This window comes from Rhizobium fabae, from assembly GCF_003985135.1.
Taxonomy (GTDB): domain Bacteria; phylum Pseudomonadota; class Alphaproteobacteria; order Rhizobiales; family Rhizobiaceae; genus Rhizobium; species Rhizobium pisi.
Genome location: NZ_ML133659.1, coordinates 110217 through 129572, shown reverse-complemented (window position 1 = coordinate 129572; position 19356 = coordinate 110217). Strand labels below are relative to the sequence as shown.

The window sequence follows — 19356 nt, the reverse complement described above, 5'->3', positions numbered from 1 at the left end:
AAGAGCCCGGGAGGCTTTCCTCCCGGGCCTGATGTGATTATGCGCGTTCAGCCGACTTGGCCCAGAGATTGATGTCAGCCTCGCGGGCGTAGACGTCGATCTCGGCAAGCTCCTCGGCGGTGAAATCGAGATTATCCAGCGCCTTGACGCAATCGACGATCTGCGATGAGCGGCTGGCGCCGATCAGCGCCGAGGTCACGCGGCCGCCGCGCAGCACCCAGGCGATTGCCATCTGCGCCAGCGTCTGGCCGCGCTTTTCGGCAATCCCGTTCAGCTTCTTGATATTGTCGATGATCGAGGGACGGATGAAGTCGCGCTTCAGGAAGTGGTTCTGCGCAGCACGGCTGTCTTCCGGAATGCCGGCGAGGTACTTCGTCGTCAGCATGCCCTGGGCGAGCGGCGAGAACACGATCGAGCCCATGCCGACGTCATCGAGCGTATCGAGCAGCTTGTCGTCCTCGACCCAGCGGTTGAGCATGGAATAGCTCGGCTGGTGGATCAGGCAGGGCGTGCCGAGAGCCTTGAGGATGGCGGCTGCTTCGCGAGTGCGCTGCGAATTATAGGAGGAGATGCCGACATAGAGCGCCCGGCCGGAGCGGACGATGTAGTCGAGCGCGCCGCAGGTCTCCTCCAGCGGCGTCTCCGGGTCGAAGCGGTGTGAATAGAAGATGTCGACATAGTCGAGGCCCACGCGCTTCAGGCTCTGGTCGCAGGAGGCGATCAGATACTTGCGGCTGCCCCATTCGCCATAGGGTCCTGGCCACATGTCGTAGCCGGCTTTCGAAGAGATGATCAGCTCGTCGCGGAGCCCGGAAAATTCGGTCCGCAGGATCTCGCCGAAGGCCGTCTCAGCGCTGCCGGGAGGCGGGCCGTAATTGTTGGCGAGATCGAAATGGGTGATGCCAAGGTCGAAGGCCGTGCGGCACATGTCGATCTTGCGGTCATGCGGCGTATCACCACCGAAATTGTGCCAGAGGCCGAGGGAGACGGCCGGCAGCTTCAGGCCGGAACGACCCGTGCGGTTATATTTCATTTTCGAATAGCGGTCTGCGGCCGGTTGCCAGCTCATGAAACTCTCCTTCGTATAATATCCGTGTAGTCGTTATGCGACATCCAGGCTTAAGACCGCGTCGGCGCCTGCCCCTCATCCGCCTGTCGGCACCTTTGCCGGGGTCGAGCGCCACTGGTCTCGACCCGTCCCTCGGACCCCCGTAAACGGGGCGAAGGGACATGCCGCCCCGCCTTCCCCAACCTCAACCTCGGCGTTGCGTTTGGCACGTCCCCTCTCCCCGTTTTTACGGGGAGAGGGTTAGGGTGAGGGGCAGCCATCGGCACGAACCGGACGGCCGTGGGGCAGGCCCGAGGATGACGACACTATTGGAGCAAGCGCGCCGACAGGGCAAGCCCACGGCGCGCGTCATCTCTACCGCAACAGCGCCTGCGCTTCTTCGATGCCAAGCGCGGCCGGCTGCGTACAGGTCGTCGTCAGGTCGATGAAACGGCCCTCCTCGCCCGACTTCAGGATCGAGGTCATGACGTCGACGCCGTGCAGCGTGCGGTCGAGCGAGCAGCGGGCGTCGCGGCCCTCGATCAGCGCGGTCACCATGTCGGCAAGACCGGCCGTGCGGTAGTTGGCGCGCGCGCCGTTCGGGTTCTCCTGGTTGATCTTGCCGAACGGATGCTCCCAGGCCTCGAGCGGCTTGATGTCCTTGTCGCGGCCGCTTGCCTCGACGGTGCCGCCGAAGAAGTTCGGGTCCGGCACATAGAGCGAGCCGTCCGTGCCGTAGAGCTCCATATTGGCATGGCGATGCGACCACACGTCCCAGCTCGCCGTCAGCGTCACCGTGGCGCCGCTGACGAATTCGAGCAGTGCCTGGATCGTTGTCGGCGTCTTCACAGGGATGATTTCGCCGTGACGCGGTTGGCTGGTGATCGTCCGGGTTGCCGATGCCATGGAAGTCATGGCGCCGACGCGCTTCACCGGGCCGATCAGGTTGATCAAGTTGGCGACATAATAAGGCCCGAGATCGAGGATCGGGCCGCCGCCGGGCAGGAAGAAGAAATCAGGATTCGGATGCCACATCTCCATGCCGGGGCTCATGACGTAGCAGGCGCCTGATGTCACTCGACCGATGCCGCCGTCGTCGATGAACTTGCGGGCGAGCTGATGGGCGCCACCGAGGAAGGTATCGGGCGCGCAGCCGACGGCAAGGTTCTTCGCCTTGGCGATGCGGCGAAGCTCCTCGCCCTGCTCCAGCGAAAGCACCAGCGGCTTTTCCGAATAGACGTGTTTTCCGGCCTCGAGGATCGCCTTCGACACCGGAAAATGCGCGTCCGGGATCGTCAGGTTGACGACGACGTCGATCTCGTCATTGGCGAGAAGCGCGTCGATCGTCTGCGCCCTGACGCCATATTCCTTGGCGCGGGCCTCGGCGGCCTGCACGTTGATATCGGCGCAGGCCAGCACCTTCAGCCCCTTGAAGAGCGGTGCAAGCGAAAAGTAGGTGGTGGAGATGTTGCCGCATCCGATGATGCCGACGCCAAGTTCCCTGGTCATGATGTGCCTCAATAGGTCTGGAAGGATGCGATCGAGCGGCTGATGTTGCGGTCGATATCATTCGGGTTGTCATGTTCGACGACGTAGTGCTTGGCCTTGGTGGCGCGGAGCGCCGTCATCAGCTTCGCCCATTCGACCTTGCCGTGGCCGACATCGGCCCAGCCGCCCTCATCCGTCGCTTCGCCGGCCGGCGCGATGTCCTTGACATGCACAGCGGTGATGCGCGGCCCGAGCTTCTCGATCCAGGCGAAGGGATCGGCGCCGCCGCGGATGACCCAGGCGATGTCGGCTTCCCAGGAAATGTCGGGCGCGCCTTCGAAGATGCGCTCGATCGGCCGCGAGCCGTCCTGCAGCTTGAAGAATTCGAAATCATGATTGTGCCAGCCGAATTCATAGCCGGCATCCTTGTAGGGCTTGCTCATCTCCTGCAGGCGCTTGCCGAAGGCAACCCAGCCGGCGGCGTCAGCCGGGCGCTCGTCGGCGCCGATATGCGGCGCATAGATCGAATCCATGCCGAGGATCTTGGCAATGTTCAGTGATTTCTGAACTTCCTTCTCCAGGAAATCGGGGCTGAAATGGCCGGTCGCCATGACCAGGCCGTTCTTGTCGAGATCGGCGCGAAGGCTCTTCAGTCCGGCATCGTCGGGATCGGCATAGATGCCGCCGAAACCCTCGACTTCGGCATAGCCCGCCTTGCCGAGCTTTTCGAAAATCGCCGAATAAGGCTGGAAGTTGCGCGCGCTGTAGAGCTGGTAGCTGAGTTTCGTCATTATGGTCTCCTTGGGCCTCGTGCCCATTCTTTCAAGGATCAATTCGCCGACTGGCAGGAATGCAGGTCGTAGAACCGGAATTCCGGCAGCCCGCCGCTTGCAAGCGGCGCTGCCGGGGTGAAGGTGATGCGGCGGCTCTCGTCGGCCGCAAGATCGAAGGCGTTGTCGGAATATTTGCCGTCCGTCTCGCTCTCGATCATCACGAAGAGCGCAAGTCCCCTGGCGGTGACGTTGATATCGACCGCGCCGCTCGCCTCGACATATTCGTGAGTGACACCAAGCCCGGAGGGCTCAAGCTCCAACGCCTTGTAGGTGCCGTTGACATAATGCCCCTCGCCGCCCATGCCGTTCGACGCGGTGAAATTCCAGGCAAGCAGCGTTCCCTCAGGGATATCGGAGATGTCGATCGTCGCAGCCGTTACCGCCGCATCCGGCGAGCACACGGCCTGCACGTCTTTCAGGTGCTTGCGCTCGCCCTTCGTCGTCAGGATCGAGATCGAAAGATCGACGCTGACATCGGCCAACGTGTCGTTGACAAGCGAGAAGCGGATCGTCTTGCCGTCGTCCGAGGGGATGGCAGCGATTGCGACCGGCTGGAAAAAGCGCTTGACGAGATAGTGCATCGCCTTCCAGCGGCCGCCATAATCGAGGCTCGACCAGGAGGCGACCGGCCAGGTGTCGTTGAGCTGCCAGTAAATCGTGCCCATGCAATGGGGTTTCAGCGACCGCCAGTATTCCACAGCCGTCTTGATCGCCAGCCCCTGCTGGATCTGGGAGAGATAGACGAAATTCGGGAAATCCTTGGGAAAGCGGAAATAGCGGAACATCGTGCCGGCGATGCGCTCGTTGCCGCCGGCATTCTTCTGGTGCAGCTCCATCACGGGGGAAGCGACGTTCATGTCTTTCTCCTCGGCATAGGTCCTGATGACGGGCAGCGAGGTATAGGACTGGAAGCCGAACTCCGAGCAGAAGCGCGGGCGCACCGAACGATAATTGTCGAACGATTTGTTCTCGTGCCAGACCGACCAGTAATGCATGTCGCCGGAGCCATCGGCATGCCAGGCATCGCCGAAATCGAGATAGCCGGAAGCCGGGCTCGACGGCCACCAGAGCGCGCCGGGCAGCGCCTTCTTCACCGCCTGCTCGATGGTGCGGTTGAGGCGGTCATAGGAGACGAGGTAGCGGTCGCGATCCTTCCGCGATTCCTCGAACCAGGTCAGCGCGCCCACCAGCTCGTTGTCGCCGCACCAGAGCGCGATCGAAGGATGCGAGGAAAGCCGGCGCACCTGGTAATCGACCTCGATGGTCACATTGTCGAGGAAGTCCTCGGTCGAGGGATAGAGGTTGCAGGCGAACATGAAGTCCTGCCAGACCATCAGGCCCAGCCGGTCGCAGAGATCGTAGAAATGATCCTGCTCGTAGAAGCCGCCGCCCCAGACACGGATCATGTTCATGTTGGCGGCTTTGGCCGATTGCAGCAGGTCCTCGGTCTTTTCAGGCGAAGAGAGCGAATAGAGGGCGTCGGCCGGGATCCAGTTGGCGCCGCGGCAGAAGATCTCGCGGCCGTTGACCTTGAAGGCGAAGCGGCTGCCTGATGCATCCGGCGTGGTGATCAGCTCGATGGTGCGAAGGCCGATCTGCCTGGTCACCACCTCATCGGACAGCTCGACGGAAAGCGCGTAGAGCGCCTGTTCGCCGCTGCCGGAGGGCCACCAGAGCCGCGGCTCGTCGATATGGAAGAGATGGTTGACATCCGTCTCGCCCTTGACGCCGACATCGAGGCGCACGCGCTCGCCGTCGAGGTCGAAATAGACCTGGGCGATGCCGGCATGCTTGGAAAACAGGTTCGCCGTGACCGTAAGATCGACCGAGCCGTCGTTGTTGTGGGTCTGGCGGGTGACGACATGTTCGATGCGCGCCGTTTCCAGCTTGCGTAGCGCAATCGTGCCGTAGAGGCCGAGCGGCGCAATGGCGATATTCCAGTCCCAGCCGAAATGGCATTGCGGCTTGCGCAGCATGTTGCCGTCAGGGATCGGCGAATTGCCGGTGCTGTAGGGAATATAGAAGGGCTGCTGCTTCTGCCGCTCGGCACCAACGGCGACATTCGAGGCAAAGACGATGCGGATGACGTTGTCGCCCGCTTTCAGCATGCTCGATACATCAGGCCGGTAGCGGCGGAAGCTGTTGTCGGCTTCGAGCGCCAGAAAGCCGTTGACGTGAACGCTGGCCACCGTGTCGAGATAGTCGATATCTAGATACCAGTCGCCCTCGGCCTCCTGAAGCGTGAAGCTGCGCTCGACCGCCCATTCGCGCTCGGCGACCCACTGCACCTTCTCCTCGTTGCGACCGAAATAGGGATCGGGAATGAGCTTCGCCCGGTGCAGCGCCGTATGCACATCACCCGGCAGCGCGATCGATGTCCGGATTTCGCCATCGACGGAGGTGAGCTGCCACGAACCGGAAAGGTCGATGCTGGAGGGGGTCGGTTGTTGCGTCACGATGTCATTTCCGATTTACGTTTTTGAAAAGGACGGCGTTTGCTCGCCGTCCGATAGCTGTCGTTGGTCAAAGGCGCCCCCTCGCCCCCGCTCCGTCATCCCAGGGCTTGACCCGAGGATCCACTCCGCGTCCACCTGCAGGCAGGCATAGATCCTCGGCACAAGGCCGAGGATGACGGAGAGCGCGGTTGGCTTTCTCGCCAAACTCGCCCCGGCCCGATGACCCCGCCGCAGAACCTTCTAGAGACGCAACTCGCTCTCGGCATCGAAGACCGAGGCGACAGTCATGTCGAAGCTGAGCTTCACCTTGGCGCCGACATTGAAGCGGCGCGCGCCGTTGACACGTACCGACATCGTGTGACCGGCATGTTTCAGCCACAGAAGATTGTCCGCGCCCATCGGCTCCTCGATATCGACGGTGGCGTCGTGCTCTTCGCCGCCGGTGTTCTCGTTGACCTTGATATGCTCGGGGCGAACGCCGAGCACCACCTTGCGGCCGGGTTGCAGCGTCTCGGAGGCGTCGTAGCCGGCAAGCGAGAAGTTGACGCCGTTGGCCGTAAAGGCAATGCCGTCGCCCGACTGGATGAGTTTGCCGCGCAGGAAGTTCATCGACGGCGAGCCGATGAAGCCGGCGACGAAGAGATTGCGCGGCCGGTTGTAGATCGTCGTCGGGTCGTCGAGCTGCTGGATGATGCCGCTCTTCATGATGGCGATGCGGTCGGCGAGCGTCAGTGCCTCGATCTGGTCGTGGGTGACGTAGATCATCGTATTCTCAAGCGACTGGTGCAGGCGCTTGATCTCGACGCGCAGTTCCGAGCGCAGTTTGGCGTCGAGGTTGGACAGCGGCTCGTCGAACAGGAAAACATCAACGTCGCGCACCAGCGCCCGGCCGATCGCCACTCGCTGGCGCTGGCCGCCGGAAAGCTCGGCCGGCTTGCGCTTCAGGAGCGGCTGGATCTGCAGGATCTCGGCCGCACGCGCCACGCGCTTGTCGATTTCGGCCTGCGGCACCTTGGCGACCCGAAGGCCGAAGGAGAGGTTCTTTTCAACAGTCATCTGCGGATAGAGCGCATAGGACTGGAAGACCATGCCGATGCCGCGGTCCTTCGGCTCTTCCCAGGTGACGTTCTTGCCCTTGATGAAGATCTGCCCTTCGGAAGCGTCGAGCAGGCCGGCGATGCAGTTGAGCAAGGTCGACTTGCCGCAGCCCGACGAGCCGAGCAGCACCAGGAATTCGCCGTCGTTGATGTCGAGATTGAGATCCTTCAGCACGCTGACCGATCCGAAGTTCAGCGACAGATCCTTGATGGAGACGCTCGCATTGGAGACACTGGAATTCATGTTCATGTGATCACCCCTTCACTGCGCCGGCGGCGATGCCGCGTACGAAAAGTCGCCCGGAGACGAAATAGACGATCAGCGGCACCAGGCCGGTGAGGATCGTTGCTGCCATGTTGACGTTGTATTCCTTCACGCCCTGAACGGAATTGACGATGTTGTTGAGCTGCACGGTCATCGGATAGGTATCCGGCCGGGTGAAGACCACGCCGAACAGGAAGTCGTTCCAGATGCCGGTCACCTGCAGGATCATCGCCACGACGAAGATCGGCAGCGACATGGGCAGCATGATCTTCAGGAAGATCTGCCAGAAGCCCGCCCCGTCGACGCGCGCCGCCTTGAACAGCTCTTCCGGCAGCGACACGAAGTAGTTGCGGAAGAGCAGCGTCAGGATCGGCATGCCGAAGATCGAATGCACGATGACGAGGCCGGTCAGCGTGCCATAGATGCCGATTTCGCGCAGGATGATGACGATCGGATAGATCATCACCTGATAAGGAATGAACGCACCGATGATGAGGATCGAGAAGAAGAGCTCGGATCCCTTGAAGCGCCAGTTTGCCAGCGCATAGCCGTTCACCGAGGCGATCGCGATCGAGATGATGACGGACGGCACCGTGATACGCACCGAATTCCAGAAACCGCGCGACAGGCCATCGCAGTTGAGGCCGGTGCAGGCCTCCGCCCAGGCCTTCACCCAGGGTTCGAAGGTGACCTCCATCGGCGGCGAGAAGATGTTGCCGAGACGAATTTCCGGCATGCCCTTCAGCGACGTCACGACCATCACGTAGAGCGGCAGTAGATAATAAAGCGCCGCCACGATCAGCGTGCCGTAGAGCATGATATTGCGCCCCGACAGCGCAGGGCGCGGCCTCGCGCCCCTTGGGCCTTCGCCGAGTTTCGGCGCGACCGCGTCGCTAGCGGCTGCAGTGGTGTTGAGGGTCTCGATATTAGCCACGCTTGCGCCCTCCTCCGAATTCGAGATAGGCCCACGGAACGATGATGATCGCGACCGTGACCAGCATCATGGTCGATGCGGCGAAGCCCTGCCCCAGGTTCTGCGCCTGGAACATGTAATCGTAGACGTATTTGGCCGGCACTTCCGAAGAGATACCGGGCCCGCCCGACGTCTGCGCCACGACGAGGTCGTAGACCTTGACGATGCCGGAGGCGATGATGACGATCGTCGTGATGAAGACCGGCCGCATCATGGGGATGACGATGAAGAGATAGGTTCTCCACATCGGAATGCCGTCAACGCGCGCAGCCTTCCAGATGTCCTCGTCGATGCCGCGCAGGCCGGCAAGCATCAGGCACATGACGAGCCCCGTTCCCTGCCAGAGCGCCGCGATCAGAATGCCGTAGATGACGATCTCTGGCGTATAGAGCGGATTGAAGGTGAAGCTCGTCCAGCCGAGCGAGCGCACGACCGACTGCACGCCGAAATCCGGGTTCAGAATCCATTGCCAGACGAGGCCCGTCACGATGAAAGACAGCGCGAAGGGATAAAGGAAGATGGTGCGGAAGGTGTTTTCGAAGCGGATCTTCTGGTCCATCAGCGCGGCGAGCATAAAACCGATGACCAGGCTGAAGATCAGCGACAGGACGCCGTAGAGCGCAAGGTTCTCGATCGCCGTCACCCATCGCGGCGCCGCCCAGAGGCGCTCATACTGTTCGATGCCGACAAAGCTCAGCCGCGGAAGCAGCTTGGAATTCGTAAAGGAATAAAAGACCGTCCAGAACGTGCCGCCGACAAAAATCACCAGCGCTGTCAGGATCATCGGAATGGACGCAATCTTGGCATTCAGATTGCGCAGTAACTTGTTTGGCCGGCCTGCTTGCGCTTGACCCGTCATGAACACTTCTCCTCACATCGCAGCTGCGACCCGTGATAAAACGGCGTGGCCGCCTTCCACCCCTGTCCCGGGATCCGCCGGCAGTGCCGGAAAGACCACCGAAAAACGTCCGGGAGGATCCGGCTCCGGGGAGCCGGATCGCAAGGGCAGCGAATCTGCCGATCAGTCAGCCGAAGCGATGATCTTGGCAAAACGCTTCTGGGCGTCTTCCGGCGTCATCGACGGATTGGCGAAGAATTCGGAGAAGAGGTCTTCCTTCTGCTTCTGGCTGTCGGCCGAAAGCAGCTGGTCGGTGCCCTGGATCACGTTGCCCTTCGCCAGGATGTCGAGACCCTTCTTCATGCAGTCGTTGGCGGCGGCGAGATCGACGTCGGCGCGAACCGGCAGCGAGCCCTTCTTCAGGTTGAAGGCAACCTGGGTCTTGGGATCGAGCAGGGTTTTGGCGAGCACGGCCTGCGCCTTGGACTTTTCCGGGTCCTTCAGCAGCGGGAAGTAGAAGGCATCACCGTTGGTCGAGATGATCTCGTTCACGCCGAGGCCTGGCAGGCAGGTATAATCCTTGCCGGCAACCTGCTTGGCGACCTGGAATTCGCCCTGCGCCCAGTCACCCATGATCTGGCCGCCGGCCTTGCCCGTAATGACGAGGTTGGTCGCCTGGTTCCAATCCTGGACGTTGCTGCCCTTGGACATCTTGCGGGCGTCGTCGGCGGCCTTGAAGACCTTGGCGATCTCAGGGCCAGCGGCAACTTCCGCGTCCTTGTCCTTGAACACCTTGTTGAAGACGTCTTTACCGGCGACGGCGACCATCAGCACGTCGAAGGCGCCTGTCGCCTGCCACGGCTGACCACCGACGGCGAGCGGAATGATGCCTGCCTTTTCAAGAGCCGGAGCGGCGGCGACGAACTCGTCCCAATTCTTCGGAACCGGGACGCCGGCCTTCTTGAAGGCCGCGTTCGAAAGCCACAGCCACTGCCAGGAATGGATGTTGACGGGAGCGCAGTAGATCTTGCCGTCGATCGTGCAGGAATCGAGCAGGCTCGACGGACGAACGATGTCCTTCCAGTGCTCGGCGGTCGCGACATCGGTCAGGTCGCGCATCAGCCCGGCCTGAACGAGTTCCTCTGCCTGGCGGCCGTGGTTGAACTGGGTGGCGCCCATCGGGTCGCCGCCGGTGATGCGGCTGATCATGATCGGACGCGCGGTGCCGCCGGAACCGGCGATTGCGCCGTCCACCCAGTGGTTGCCGGTGGCATCGAATGCCTTCGCCAGCTCGGCGACGGCTGCGGCTTCGCCGCCTGAGGTCCACCAATGCGTGACTTCGAGATCGGTGGCGCTGGCGGCACCAAGCGGAAGCGCTGCCGAAGCGGCAAGCATGGCCGCCATCATACGGATTTTCATGAGTTCTCCTCCCTCACTGAAACGTTGCCGGAAAAACTTAGATCAATCGATTTCCCCACGCAACTGCCCGCCTGTAAATTTTTCCTTAAAGATCGATATTACTACTTATAACTGTTTCCGTTCGGATCGCCGCGCTCGCCAAACTAGCAGCCGTAAAGGCTACTTCGCATATGCGATATCGATCCAATAAATTGAAAATAAACAATAAATTTTGCAGCGTAACTTCATCCCTCATATTGCCCGTTTCGCAAGTGCAGAAAAACCGGGTAAAAAATCGCGATTCAACCTATGCGGATGATGCTGCGATGCACGCAAGAAAAAACACTCGACATTTCTACTGTATCGTTACAGATTGACCTCCTTAGGGAGGCGCGATTTTGGTAGGCTGCGGGCTTACCGCGCTTGAAAAAGCCTCTATAAGCGAGACCAATTCGCGCGAGGCAGGCCTAGAGGGATGGAAAACAAGGGAAATTTCGGACAAGCGGCATCGGCGCCGGTGACGCGCGAGCGCCCGACACTGAAGACGATCGCCTTCATGACCGGCCTTGGCGTGACCACGGTATCGCGGGCGCTGAAGGATGCGCCCGATATTGGGGCGGAAACCAAGGAGCGGGTGCGCATGGTCGCCCGCCAGCTCGGCTACCAGCCGAACAGGGCGGGTGTGCGCCTGCGCACCGGCAAGACCAACGTCATCGCCCTCGTCCTCAGCATCGACGAGGAGATCATGGGCTTCTCGAGCCAGATGGTCTTCGGCATCTCCGAGGTGCTGTCCGGCACCCCCTATCATATCGTCGTCACCCCGCATTCCCACAGCAAGGACCCCATGCTGCCGGTGCGTTACATTCTTGATACCGGTTCTGCCGACGGCGTCATCATCTCCCGCATCGAGCCGGACGATCCGCGCGTACGGCTCCTGACCGAGCGCGGCATGCCCTTCGCCACCCACGGGCGCACCGATGCGGGTCTCACCCACCCCTTCCACGATTTCGACAACGAGGCCTTCGCCCATCAGGCAGTGGAGCGGCTCGTCAAGCGCGGCCGGCGGCGCATCGCCCTGCTGCAGCCGCCGAGTAAGCTCACCTACTACGCCCATATCCGCATCGGTTTTCAGACCGGCCTGCATGATTACGGCGCCGAAGAAGTTCCGCTACGCGTCAACACCGACGCGCCGCTCGCCGATATTCGCGATGTCGTCGAGGTGATGATGCGCTCGGCGAACGCCCCCGACGGCATCGTCTGTTCAGCCGGCAGCGCGGCCATCGCCGTCAATGCCGGCATCGAGGCCGCCGGCAAGGCGGTCGGCCGCGATCTCGACATGGTCTCGAAGCAGTCCGTGCCGATCCTCAACTGGATCCGCCCCGAGATCATCACTGCCCAGGAAGACGTGCGCCAGGCCGGCCGCGAAATGGCCAAAGCCGTCATCGCCCGCATCGACGGGGTGGAGCCGGAACTGCTCCAGAGCATCAGCCAGCCGGTCTGGCCGGAGGGCGGCAGGTAGCGCGATCGTAGGAAGCGTCTAAGCCGGACGGCAACTGACGAAACAACGCTACCGGCAGGCGATGGCGCGAGCGGCATCGGCTCGAAAAAGCCAAGATTGCCCCACATCTCATAAGGAGAATAACGGGGATATCGACGGGATGCAGCAGAGCGGCGTGCCTTATTTCAGCCAGTGGGAAACACCCGGCATGACGCTGCCGGTGCTTGCCGAGGGAACGCAGGCGCTGCTCGGCGATCCGCTCTGGCGCCATTCGGGAGCCGACACGATCGAGGAATATGCGCGCTGGGCGGTGAATGTCTGCGGCATGGCCTGCCTGAAGATGATCCTTGCCGCCCGCGGCGAGATCCATCCGACCCTCGAGCTTGCCCGCGCCTGCACTGCCTATGGCGGTTACGTCGTCAACGAAATCGACGCCTCGATCAAGGGGCTGATCTATGCACCCTTCGTTCGCTTCGCGAGCGAGCGCTTCGGGCTCGGCGCAGAGATAATGACCGGGGTTACGACATCCGCCATTCCCGATCTCCTGTCGAAGCGGCGCTTCTTCATCGCTTCAGTGAATTCGGGCATCCGCTGGCCGGAGCGCGAGCCGCCATCGAAAGGCGGGCATCTCGTGCTGGTGACATCAGCCTCACCGGAGACGATCCGCTTCCACAATCCGTCCGGCCATGACGAGGCGAGCCAGGCCGACGTCACCCTTCCCCTTGCCGTCTTCGATCGTTTCTTTGCGGGTCGCGGCATATCGATCGAAGCCTGACCCTTTCAACTGCAGATCATCAGGAGGTTTCATGACCCCTTCCCCCAACAGGCTGCGCATCGCCGTGCTTTTCGGCGGCCGCTCGGCCGAGCACGAGGTTTCCATCCTTTCGGCGACCAATGTCATGGGCGCGCTGAATCCCGAAAGATATGACGCCGTTCCCATCTTCATCACCCGCGAGGGGCAATGGCTGCTGAGCAGCTTCGAGGATGGCGCGTTGGCGACACCTTCGTCAGGCACGGAAGTCTGCCTCGTCCCGGGCGGCCGCGGCCGAATGCTGGCGATGTCAGCCTATGGCGCGCCGCATGAGCTTCGAGGGATCGACATCCTCTTTCCCGTACTCCACGGCCCGCACGGCGAAGATGGGTCGGTGCAGGGTGTGGCGGAGGTGGCGCGCGTGCCGCTCGCCGGCTGCGGCATCCTCGGTTCGGCCGCAGCGCTCGACAAGGATATCGCCAAGCGCCTGCTGAGGGCGGCGGGCCTGCCGGTGGCACGCGCCGTGACGATCCATCAGGGTGCCGTTCCTCCGCTCGCCGCGCTCGACGCTGAACTCGGCCTGCCGCTCTTCATCAAGCCGGCGCGACAGGGTTCGTCCGTCGGCGTCGCCAAGGTCCATGCCAGCCAGGAGTTCGCGGCAGCGCTGGAGCAAGCCTTCCGCCATGATCGCACCCTGCTGGCCGAGGAATTCATCGCCGGCCGCGAGATCGAATTCAGCGTGCTGGAGGCGACCGACGGAAAGCTCTTCGTCTCACGCCCGGGCGAAATCGTACCGGCGGAAAGCCACGGCTTCTACAATTACGACGCCAAATATATCGACGAGAATGGCGCCGCATTGAAAGTGCCCGCCGACCTGCCGCCGGAGGTCGAGGCCGACATGCGTGATATGGCCGCCAAGGCGTTCCGGGCCGTCGGCTGCGACGGCATGGCGCGCGTCGATTTTTTCCTGACGTCCGACATGCGCTTCGTCATCAACGAGCTCAACACCATTCCCGGCTTCACCGATATCAGCATGTATTCCAAGGCGATGGCGGCAAGCGGCATCAGCTACGCCGAGATCATCGACCGATTGGTGGACCACGGCATGGCGCGCGCCGACCGAGCAGGCTGATCATGAACAGGCTGGTCCTGATTTCGGGATGCTCCGGCGGCGGAAAATCGACGCTCCTTACGGAGCTTGGCCGCCGTGGCCATACGATCGTCGAAGAGCCCGGCCGGAGGATCGTCAAACAGGAGCTCGAGAGCAATGGCACCGCCCTGCCCTGGGTCGATTCGGCGGCCTTCGCCCGCCGCGCGATCGAGATGGCGATAGCCGATCACACGGCGAGCGGAAGGGCCGGCTGGACGTTTTTCGATCGCGGGCTGATTGATGCTGCCTCAGCGCTTCAGTATCTGACAGGAGAACCGGCCCTGGAAAGACTGAGCGCTGCCCACCGCTATAACAGAAGCGTTTTTCTCACGCCGCCATGGCCCGAGATCTACACCACCGATCCCGAGCGCCGCCATAGCTTCGAAGAAGCGGTTGCGGAACATGACCGGCTCCTCGCGACCTATCCGGCACTTGGCTACGAGGTTGTCGTGCTGCCGAAAATCACGGTCGCCGACCGGGCGGATTTCATCCTCGATCGCTTGAGGGCGAATTAGTCGCGTTTAGGCAGCTGGCCTATCAGCGCCGGCGAAAGACGCACCACTGAAACGACTGCCGGCCCCTGCCGGGCGTCGTATGCTCTTCCCGCCAGTCGCGTTCGAGCGCGAAGGCGGAGCCGAATTCCACCGCGAGGGCGGCTGCGTCGTAACGCTGGACCGGCAGACCGCTGCAGCGTTCAGGCCCGTCAGGTGCGAAGGTCGCGATGATGACGACGCTGCCCGGCGCCGTACCGGTTTCGAGCGCATGGCGATAGGCGAGCCGCTGCTGCGGCTCGGTGAGGAAATGAAAAACGGCGCGGTCGTGCCAAACATCGTAGCGCCGGCCGGGTCGCCATTCGGTGACATCAGCCACGATCCAGGCGACCCGGGTGGCATCACCCTGCAGCCGCCCCTTGGCGACATCCAATGCCGGCGCGGCAATATCGAGAACGGTGAGGTCGGCCCAGCCGCGTTCGATGAGGCAGTCGACAAGGCTCGACGCGCCGCCGCCGACATCGATCAGCGCTACCGTCGCCGGCAGTTGCAAATCCTCAAGCGCCCGCAGCGAAGGCTCCGGCGTCGGCTGATACCAGCTGACACAGTCATTGGCTTTCGTGCGGTAGACCTCGTCCCAATGTTCCCGCTTCGTGACCATCGTCCGCTGTCCCTATTTCTTGATCAACATATAGGGGTTGAGCCATCTGCCACCAACCGCTCGCCGCCCGCGACCATGGCCTCAGGAAGCGAGGTGACGGTAGACGAGATCGTTGGGATCGGTTCGTGGCGCTGCGGGATCGAGACGCGCCCCCAGCCGTTCCGCAACGGCGATCGAGGCAGCGTTATCAGGCGCGATATAACTGACGAGCGACGGCAGCTTGAGCGTCGCGAAAGCCCAGCTACGCAACGCGGAGGCCGCTTCCGTCGCGTAGCCGCGGCCCTCATACCCGTCGTAGACGAACCATCCCAGCTCCTTTGCCGGAAAGAGCGGCCCATGATTGATCCCCACCTGGCCGACGCATTCGCCGGTTTCGGCAAGGTCGATCATCAGCGCCCCATGCCCGAAAAGCTGCCAGAGAGCGACATCATGGCAGAACATCCCCCAAGCCACACGCAGATCAAACGGGCCGCCCATGCCGACGGATCGCGGCGAGGCCATCAGCCGAGCATAAGCCTCGAAGTCGCCGATTTCGGGCATGCGGAGCGTCAGACGCTCGGTCCGGATGGTGATCGCACCGGTTTCGGACATGTCGTCGCCTTTCTGCTAGTTTTCGAACGCCGGAGCGAACCGAAGCATCCCGCTCGGTGCCGGCCCTCGAAAAACGATCCGCTGCACGAGCCGCGTTTCGAGATCGTGATATGTCAGCTGTCCGTCGCTGCTGAAACCCGCACCGCCGTAAACGTCGGGATTGCCGATCAGCGCGCATCCGCTCGCACCCATCTCCCGCAGCAATTCGAGCCCTCTGGCAATCAGCGCCCTGCCGATCCCCCGCCGCTGTCTCTCCGGCTTCACCGATATCGGACCCAGCCCGAACCAGCCGTCATGCACCCCGTCGATCGTCACAGCCGAATACGCGACATGCCCCAGGATCTCGCCCGCCTCTTCGGCAACCAGCGATATCGTCAGGTCGCCGCTCAAGCGAAGCCGCCGGATGATCTCCGCTTCTGTACCCTCGCTGTAGGGCATCGGCGTGAAGGCAGTCGTGGTCAGATCGTGGATCGCGTCGACATCTGCCGGCGTCTCAGATCGGATATGCATCTCTATCAACTCCTCGGCGCGATAGTCTGCAGATGCTATGCTGGGAAAGTCGAAGACCAACAAGCCAAGTTCTTCTAGCGGCAGCTGTGCCGCGACGCGACCTTCCGGGCTCCGCACGGCCGTCGGTCCCCAGGCGATGCGTCCGTCGCGCTCGCCCGTCACATCGGCCGATATCAGCCATAGGCCTGTTTCACGGCACCTTTCACCACGAACCGCGTTATGCCGCTCCTTCAATGTTTCCGCCCTGTCCCTTGGCATCATATTGTTGGAAAGGCACAGGATCAGGGATGCGCCGAGCGCGGCGATCTTCGCCGCCGCTTCGGGGAAGTTCGTGTCGTAACAGATGTTGATGCCGAAGCGGAGGCCATCGACGGCAAAAAGCGGGCTCTCCTTCCCGACTTGGAAGGCATGTTCGCCGCGCAACAGATGAGCTTTCCGATAGCGGCCGATGAGAACGCCACGCTCGACGACAACTGCTGTGTTGAACAATCGCCCCTCATCGATCTCGATCACCCCGAAGACCAACACCGGTCCCGATTTCGGCAACCGATCCAGGATCGCCGCGAATTCGGCCGATGCGAGATCGAGCGCAACGCGGCGCGCCGATGGTTCATCGGTGAGATAGCCCTGGAGAAATGCCTCGGGAAAAAGCAGCAGGGCAACGCCATCGGCCTCGGCAAGCGCCGAGACTTCAATGGCGTGATCCAGGGCCGCGTCGATATTCTCCCGGAATTCCAGCGTCTGCGCGGCAGCTATCCGAACGCTCCTCACCTTGATCTCCTTATTTGCGACGCACCCCACGAAAAAGCCCGGCGCGACGGCCGGGCTTCCTCGATGTCTTTTCAGCAAACCTCAGAAGGTCGAAGCACCGCTGCCCCAGGGGCCGTGGTGGAAGTCCTTGCCGTCCAGGCGGTCGAAGCCGTGGGCGCCGAAGAAGTCGCGCTGGGCCTGGATGAGGTTGGCGGTTCCCCTGCCCTGGCGGTAGGCGTCAAAATAGGTGAGCGCCGAGGTCAGCGCCGGCACCGGCAGGCCAGCCGAAATGGCGGCGGCGACGACGCGGCGCAGCGCCGGGATCGATTCCTTGACCATTTCCGAGAAGGCGGGCGTCACGATCAGGTTGGCAGCATCCGGCGCCTTGGTGAAGGCCGAGGTGATCTCGTCGAGGAACTGCGAACGGATGATGCAGCCGGCGCGCCAAATACGGGCGATCGTCGGCATCGGCAGCGACCAGTTGAACTCGCGCGATGCTTCCGCCATCACGGCAAAGCCCTGCGCATAGGCGCCGATCTTGGCGGCGAAAAGCGCCAGTTCCAGGTCCTTGTTGAGTTCTGGGCCGTAGGCGATCGGGAAGGATACGGCCTGCGTGCCGAAGATCTTCTCGGCGGCTTCGCGCTCAGACTTCATCGAGGAGAGGCTGCGGGCGGCGACCGCGGCTTCGATCGCCGTTGCCGGAATGCCCATGTTCTGCGCCTCGATCGCCGACCACTTGCCGGTGCCCTTCTGACCCGCCTTGTCGAGGATCATGTCGACCATCGGACCGCCGGAGACGGGATCGGTCGCCGCAAGCACCTTCTCGGAAATCTCGATCAGGTAGGAGTTCAACCGGCCCTTGTTCCACTCGCCGAAGATGCCGGAGATATCAGAGGCGCTCTTGCCGAGGCCGTCGCGCAGGATGCCGTAGATTTCGGCGATCATCTGCATGTCGGCATATTCGATGCCGTTATGGATGGTCTTGACGAAATGGCCAGCGCCGTCATTGCCGAGCCAGGCGACGCAGGGCTCGTCATTGTAACGGGCGGCAATCGAGGTCAGCACCTTTTCGACGCGCTTCCAGGATTCCTCGGTGCCGCCGACCATGATCGAAGGCCCATGGCGCGCACCTTCCTCGCCACCGGATACGCCCATGCCGATGAAGGTCAGATCGGTATTCTTCAGGCGGTCGAAGCGGGCGACGGTGTCGCGGAAATTGGCGTTGCCGGCATCGATCATGATGTCGCCCTTGGAAAGATGCGGGCGCAGCAGCTCCATCTGCTGGTCGACGGCGTCGCCGGCCTTGATCATGATGATGATCGGGCGCGGCGGCCGGATCGCCTCGACGAATTCCTCGATGGTCTTGCAGGGAATGATCTGCTTTTTCAGATCGCCGGCGCTTTCGTAGAATTCGTCGGTTTTCTCCGGCGTGCGGTTGAAGACCGCGATTTTATTGCCTTTCTCCGCGATGTTGAGCGCCAGGTTGGAGCCCATGACCGCAAGGCCGATCAGTCCGATTTCTGCCTTTTCCACGACAAACCTCCGATGTGTCATTTGGACCGGTGTTGTGGCACTGTCTCGATCAAACGGCAAGTCTGGCAAGGGTCTAATCGGTTCGCAAAAACCGATGAAATGCAGCTTTGATGACCGGACTTGTCCGACAACCGCCGGCCGCAGCGTGATCGGCAGGCAGCAAATTTTCGCAAGCGACGTACCCGCAATGCCTTGTCGCATGTTATCATCAGCGCCTCGGGAGATCTCGCATTGGCATCGGGAAAATCAAAAGAAATGGCGATGCTCGCGGCCAGCGCCGGCCGCTACAGCGAATTCGCCCCGCCGCCGGCGCTGCGATGCCATTTCAGCCGCCTCTGGTCACACACGCTCCGCGACGGACCGCCGGCAAAGGTGGCGATCGTGCCGGACGGTTATTGCGACCTCCTCTGGATCGGCGGCCGCCTTGTGGTCGCCGGCCCCGACAGGACGGCGGCTTTTCCTGTCATCCGGCCGGGCACGACGGTCATCGGCGCACGGTTTGCGCCCGGCGCCGCAGCATCCTGGCTGAAGACGCCGCTTTCGGCGCTGGTCGGCCTTTCGGTGCCGCTCGCCGATATCGGTCGGAAGGACACGGCCGAATTCGAGGCGCGGCTCCAGGATTGTCCCGATCCAGCCGCCGCGGCGATGCTGTTTGCCCGTCTGCTCGAAGAGGCCGCAGGCGATGAAGAGGCGCCCGCCCGCGACGCCGCGGTGATCTTTGCCGCCGCCGACACAGGCCGCCAGGCCTCCGGCCTGCTCGGCATCAGCGAAAGGCAGCTGCGCCGCCGCTGCCACCATCATTTCGGTCACGGCGCCAAGACGCTGGAACGGATCCGCCGGTTCCAGCGTTTCCTCGATCTATGCCGCAGTTCGGACACGATGCCGCTTGCCTGTCTTGCGCTTGAAGCGGGCTTTGCCGACCAGGCCCATATGACGCGCGAGGTCGGCGAGCTCTCGACGCTGACGCCCACCGTCATTCTCGATCAGCTCGGCATGCGGAAAACATCCGGCGGACCGTTTTGTTC

16 protein-coding genes and 2 pseudogenes are annotated in these 19356 nt (G+C 62.3%); 5 read left to right on the top strand and 13 right to left on the bottom strand.

Annotation, left to right across the window (positions count from 1 at the left end; all coding sequences use genetic code 11):
- Positions 1-37 precede the first annotated feature (37 nt).
- The 8 genes from mgrA to EFB14_RS27155 all read right to left on the bottom strand — a co-directional run bounded on the left by mgrA (position 38) and on the right by EFB14_RS27155 (position 10417).
- Entirely contained in the window at positions 38-1069 is a 1032-nt protein-coding gene (mgrA, locus tag EFB14_RS27190) for an L-glyceraldehyde 3-phosphate reductase (protein WP_126829597.1), read from the bottom strand.
- A 354-nt stretch (positions 1070-1423) separates the two neighbouring features.
- Positions 1424-2557 (bottom strand): Gfo/Idh/MocA family protein, encoded by a 1134-nt coding sequence (locus EFB14_RS27185; protein WP_126829596.1) that lies wholly within the window; start codon positions 2555-2557, stop codon positions 1424-1426.
- Between the two features lie 8 nt (positions 2558-2565).
- Positions 2566-3327 carry a sugar phosphate isomerase/epimerase family protein gene (locus EFB14_RS27180; protein WP_126829595.1) on the bottom strand — a complete coding sequence of 254 codons (762 nt, stop codon included), beginning with the start codon at positions 3325-3327 and terminating at the stop codon, positions 2566-2568.
- A 38-nt stretch (positions 3328-3365) separates the two neighbouring features.
- A complete protein-coding gene (locus EFB14_RS27175; RefSeq protein ID WP_126829594.1) occupies positions 3366-5825 on the bottom strand; it encodes a beta-mannosidase in 2460 nt (819 codons plus the stop codon).
- A gap of 240 nt (positions 5826-6065) precedes the next feature.
- Entirely contained in the window at positions 6066-7172 is a 1107-nt protein-coding gene (locus EFB14_RS27170) for an ABC transporter ATP-binding protein (protein WP_126829593.1), read from the bottom strand.
- Between the two features lie 4 nt (positions 7173-7176).
- Positions 7177-8121, bottom strand: a complete 945-nt coding sequence (locus EFB14_RS27165; RefSeq protein ID WP_126829592.1) for a carbohydrate ABC transporter permease — start codon at positions 8119-8121, stop codon at positions 7177-7179.
- The gene (locus EFB14_RS27160; RefSeq protein WP_126829591.1) at positions 8114-9019 is read right to left on the bottom strand and encodes a carbohydrate ABC transporter permease; all 906 of its coding nucleotides are present in this window, start codon (positions 9017-9019) and stop codon (positions 8114-8116) included. Before EFB14_RS27160 ends, EFB14_RS27165 begins: the two co-directional genes overlap by 8 nt.
- A gap of 162 nt (positions 9020-9181) precedes the next feature.
- A complete protein-coding gene (locus EFB14_RS27155; RefSeq protein ID WP_126829590.1) occupies positions 9182-10417 on the bottom strand; it encodes an ABC transporter substrate-binding protein in 1236 nt (411 codons plus the stop codon).
- A 454-nt stretch (positions 10418-10871) separates the two neighbouring features.
- Between EFB14_RS27155 and EFB14_RS27150 the strand changes: the two genes are divergently transcribed.
- The 4 genes from EFB14_RS27150 (at position 10872) to EFB14_RS27135 (ending at position 14310) form a co-directional block, all read left to right on the top strand.
- On the top strand, positions 10872-11915 hold the full coding sequence (locus EFB14_RS27150; protein ID WP_126829589.1) for a LacI family transcriptional regulator: 1044 nt from the start codon (positions 10872-10874) through the stop codon (positions 11913-11915).
- Positions 11916-12054: 139 nt separating this feature from the next.
- Positions 12055-12669, top strand: coding sequence for a C39 family peptidase (locus EFB14_RS27145; protein WP_126829588.1), 615 nt, complete (start codon positions 12055-12057; stop codon positions 12667-12669).
- Between the two features lie 31 nt (positions 12670-12700).
- On the top strand, positions 12701-13777 hold the full coding sequence (locus tag EFB14_RS27140) for a D-alanine--D-alanine ligase family protein (RefSeq protein ID WP_126829587.1): 1077 nt from the start codon (positions 12701-12703) through the stop codon (positions 13775-13777).
- 2 nt (positions 13778-13779) lie between these two features.
- Complete coding sequence (locus EFB14_RS27135) at positions 13780-14310, top strand: AAA family ATPase (protein ID WP_126829586.1); 531 nt, start codon at positions 13780-13782, stop codon at positions 14308-14310.
- Positions 14311-14332: 22 nt separating this feature from the next.
- On the opposite strand, the gene EFB14_RS27130 is transcribed toward EFB14_RS27135, so the two are convergent.
- The 5 genes and pseudogenes from EFB14_RS27130 to gndA all read right to left on the bottom strand — a co-directional run bounded on the left by EFB14_RS27130 (position 14333) and on the right by gndA (position 18352).
- Positions 14333-14947, bottom strand: coding sequence for a class I SAM-dependent methyltransferase (locus EFB14_RS27130; RefSeq protein WP_126829585.1), 615 nt, complete (start codon positions 14945-14947; stop codon positions 14333-14335).
- 81 nt (positions 14948-15028) lie between these two features.
- On the bottom strand, positions 15029-15538 hold the full coding sequence (locus EFB14_RS27125; protein WP_126829584.1) for a GNAT family N-acetyltransferase: 510 nt from the start codon (positions 15536-15538) through the stop codon (positions 15029-15031).
- A gap of 15 nt (positions 15539-15553) precedes the next feature.
- Positions 15554-16048, bottom strand: coding sequence for a GNAT family N-acetyltransferase (locus EFB14_RS27120; protein WP_126829619.1), 495 nt, complete (start codon positions 16046-16048; stop codon positions 15554-15556).
- A 42-nt stretch (positions 16049-16090) separates the two neighbouring features.
- Positions 16091-16819: pseudogene (locus EFB14_RS27115) on the bottom strand (carbon-nitrogen hydrolase family protein); the annotation flags it as partial.
- Between the two features lie 81 nt (positions 16820-16900).
- Entirely contained in the window at positions 16901-18352 is a 1452-nt protein-coding gene (gene gndA, locus EFB14_RS27110) for an NADP-dependent phosphogluconate dehydrogenase (protein WP_183605075.1), read from the bottom strand.
- Between the two features lie 210 nt (positions 18353-18562).
- Between gndA and EFB14_RS27105 the strand changes: the two are divergent.
- A pseudogene (locus EFB14_RS27105) lies at positions 18563-19333 on the top strand (helix-turn-helix domain-containing protein); the annotation flags it as partial.
- Positions 19334-19356: the final 23 nt, after the last annotated feature.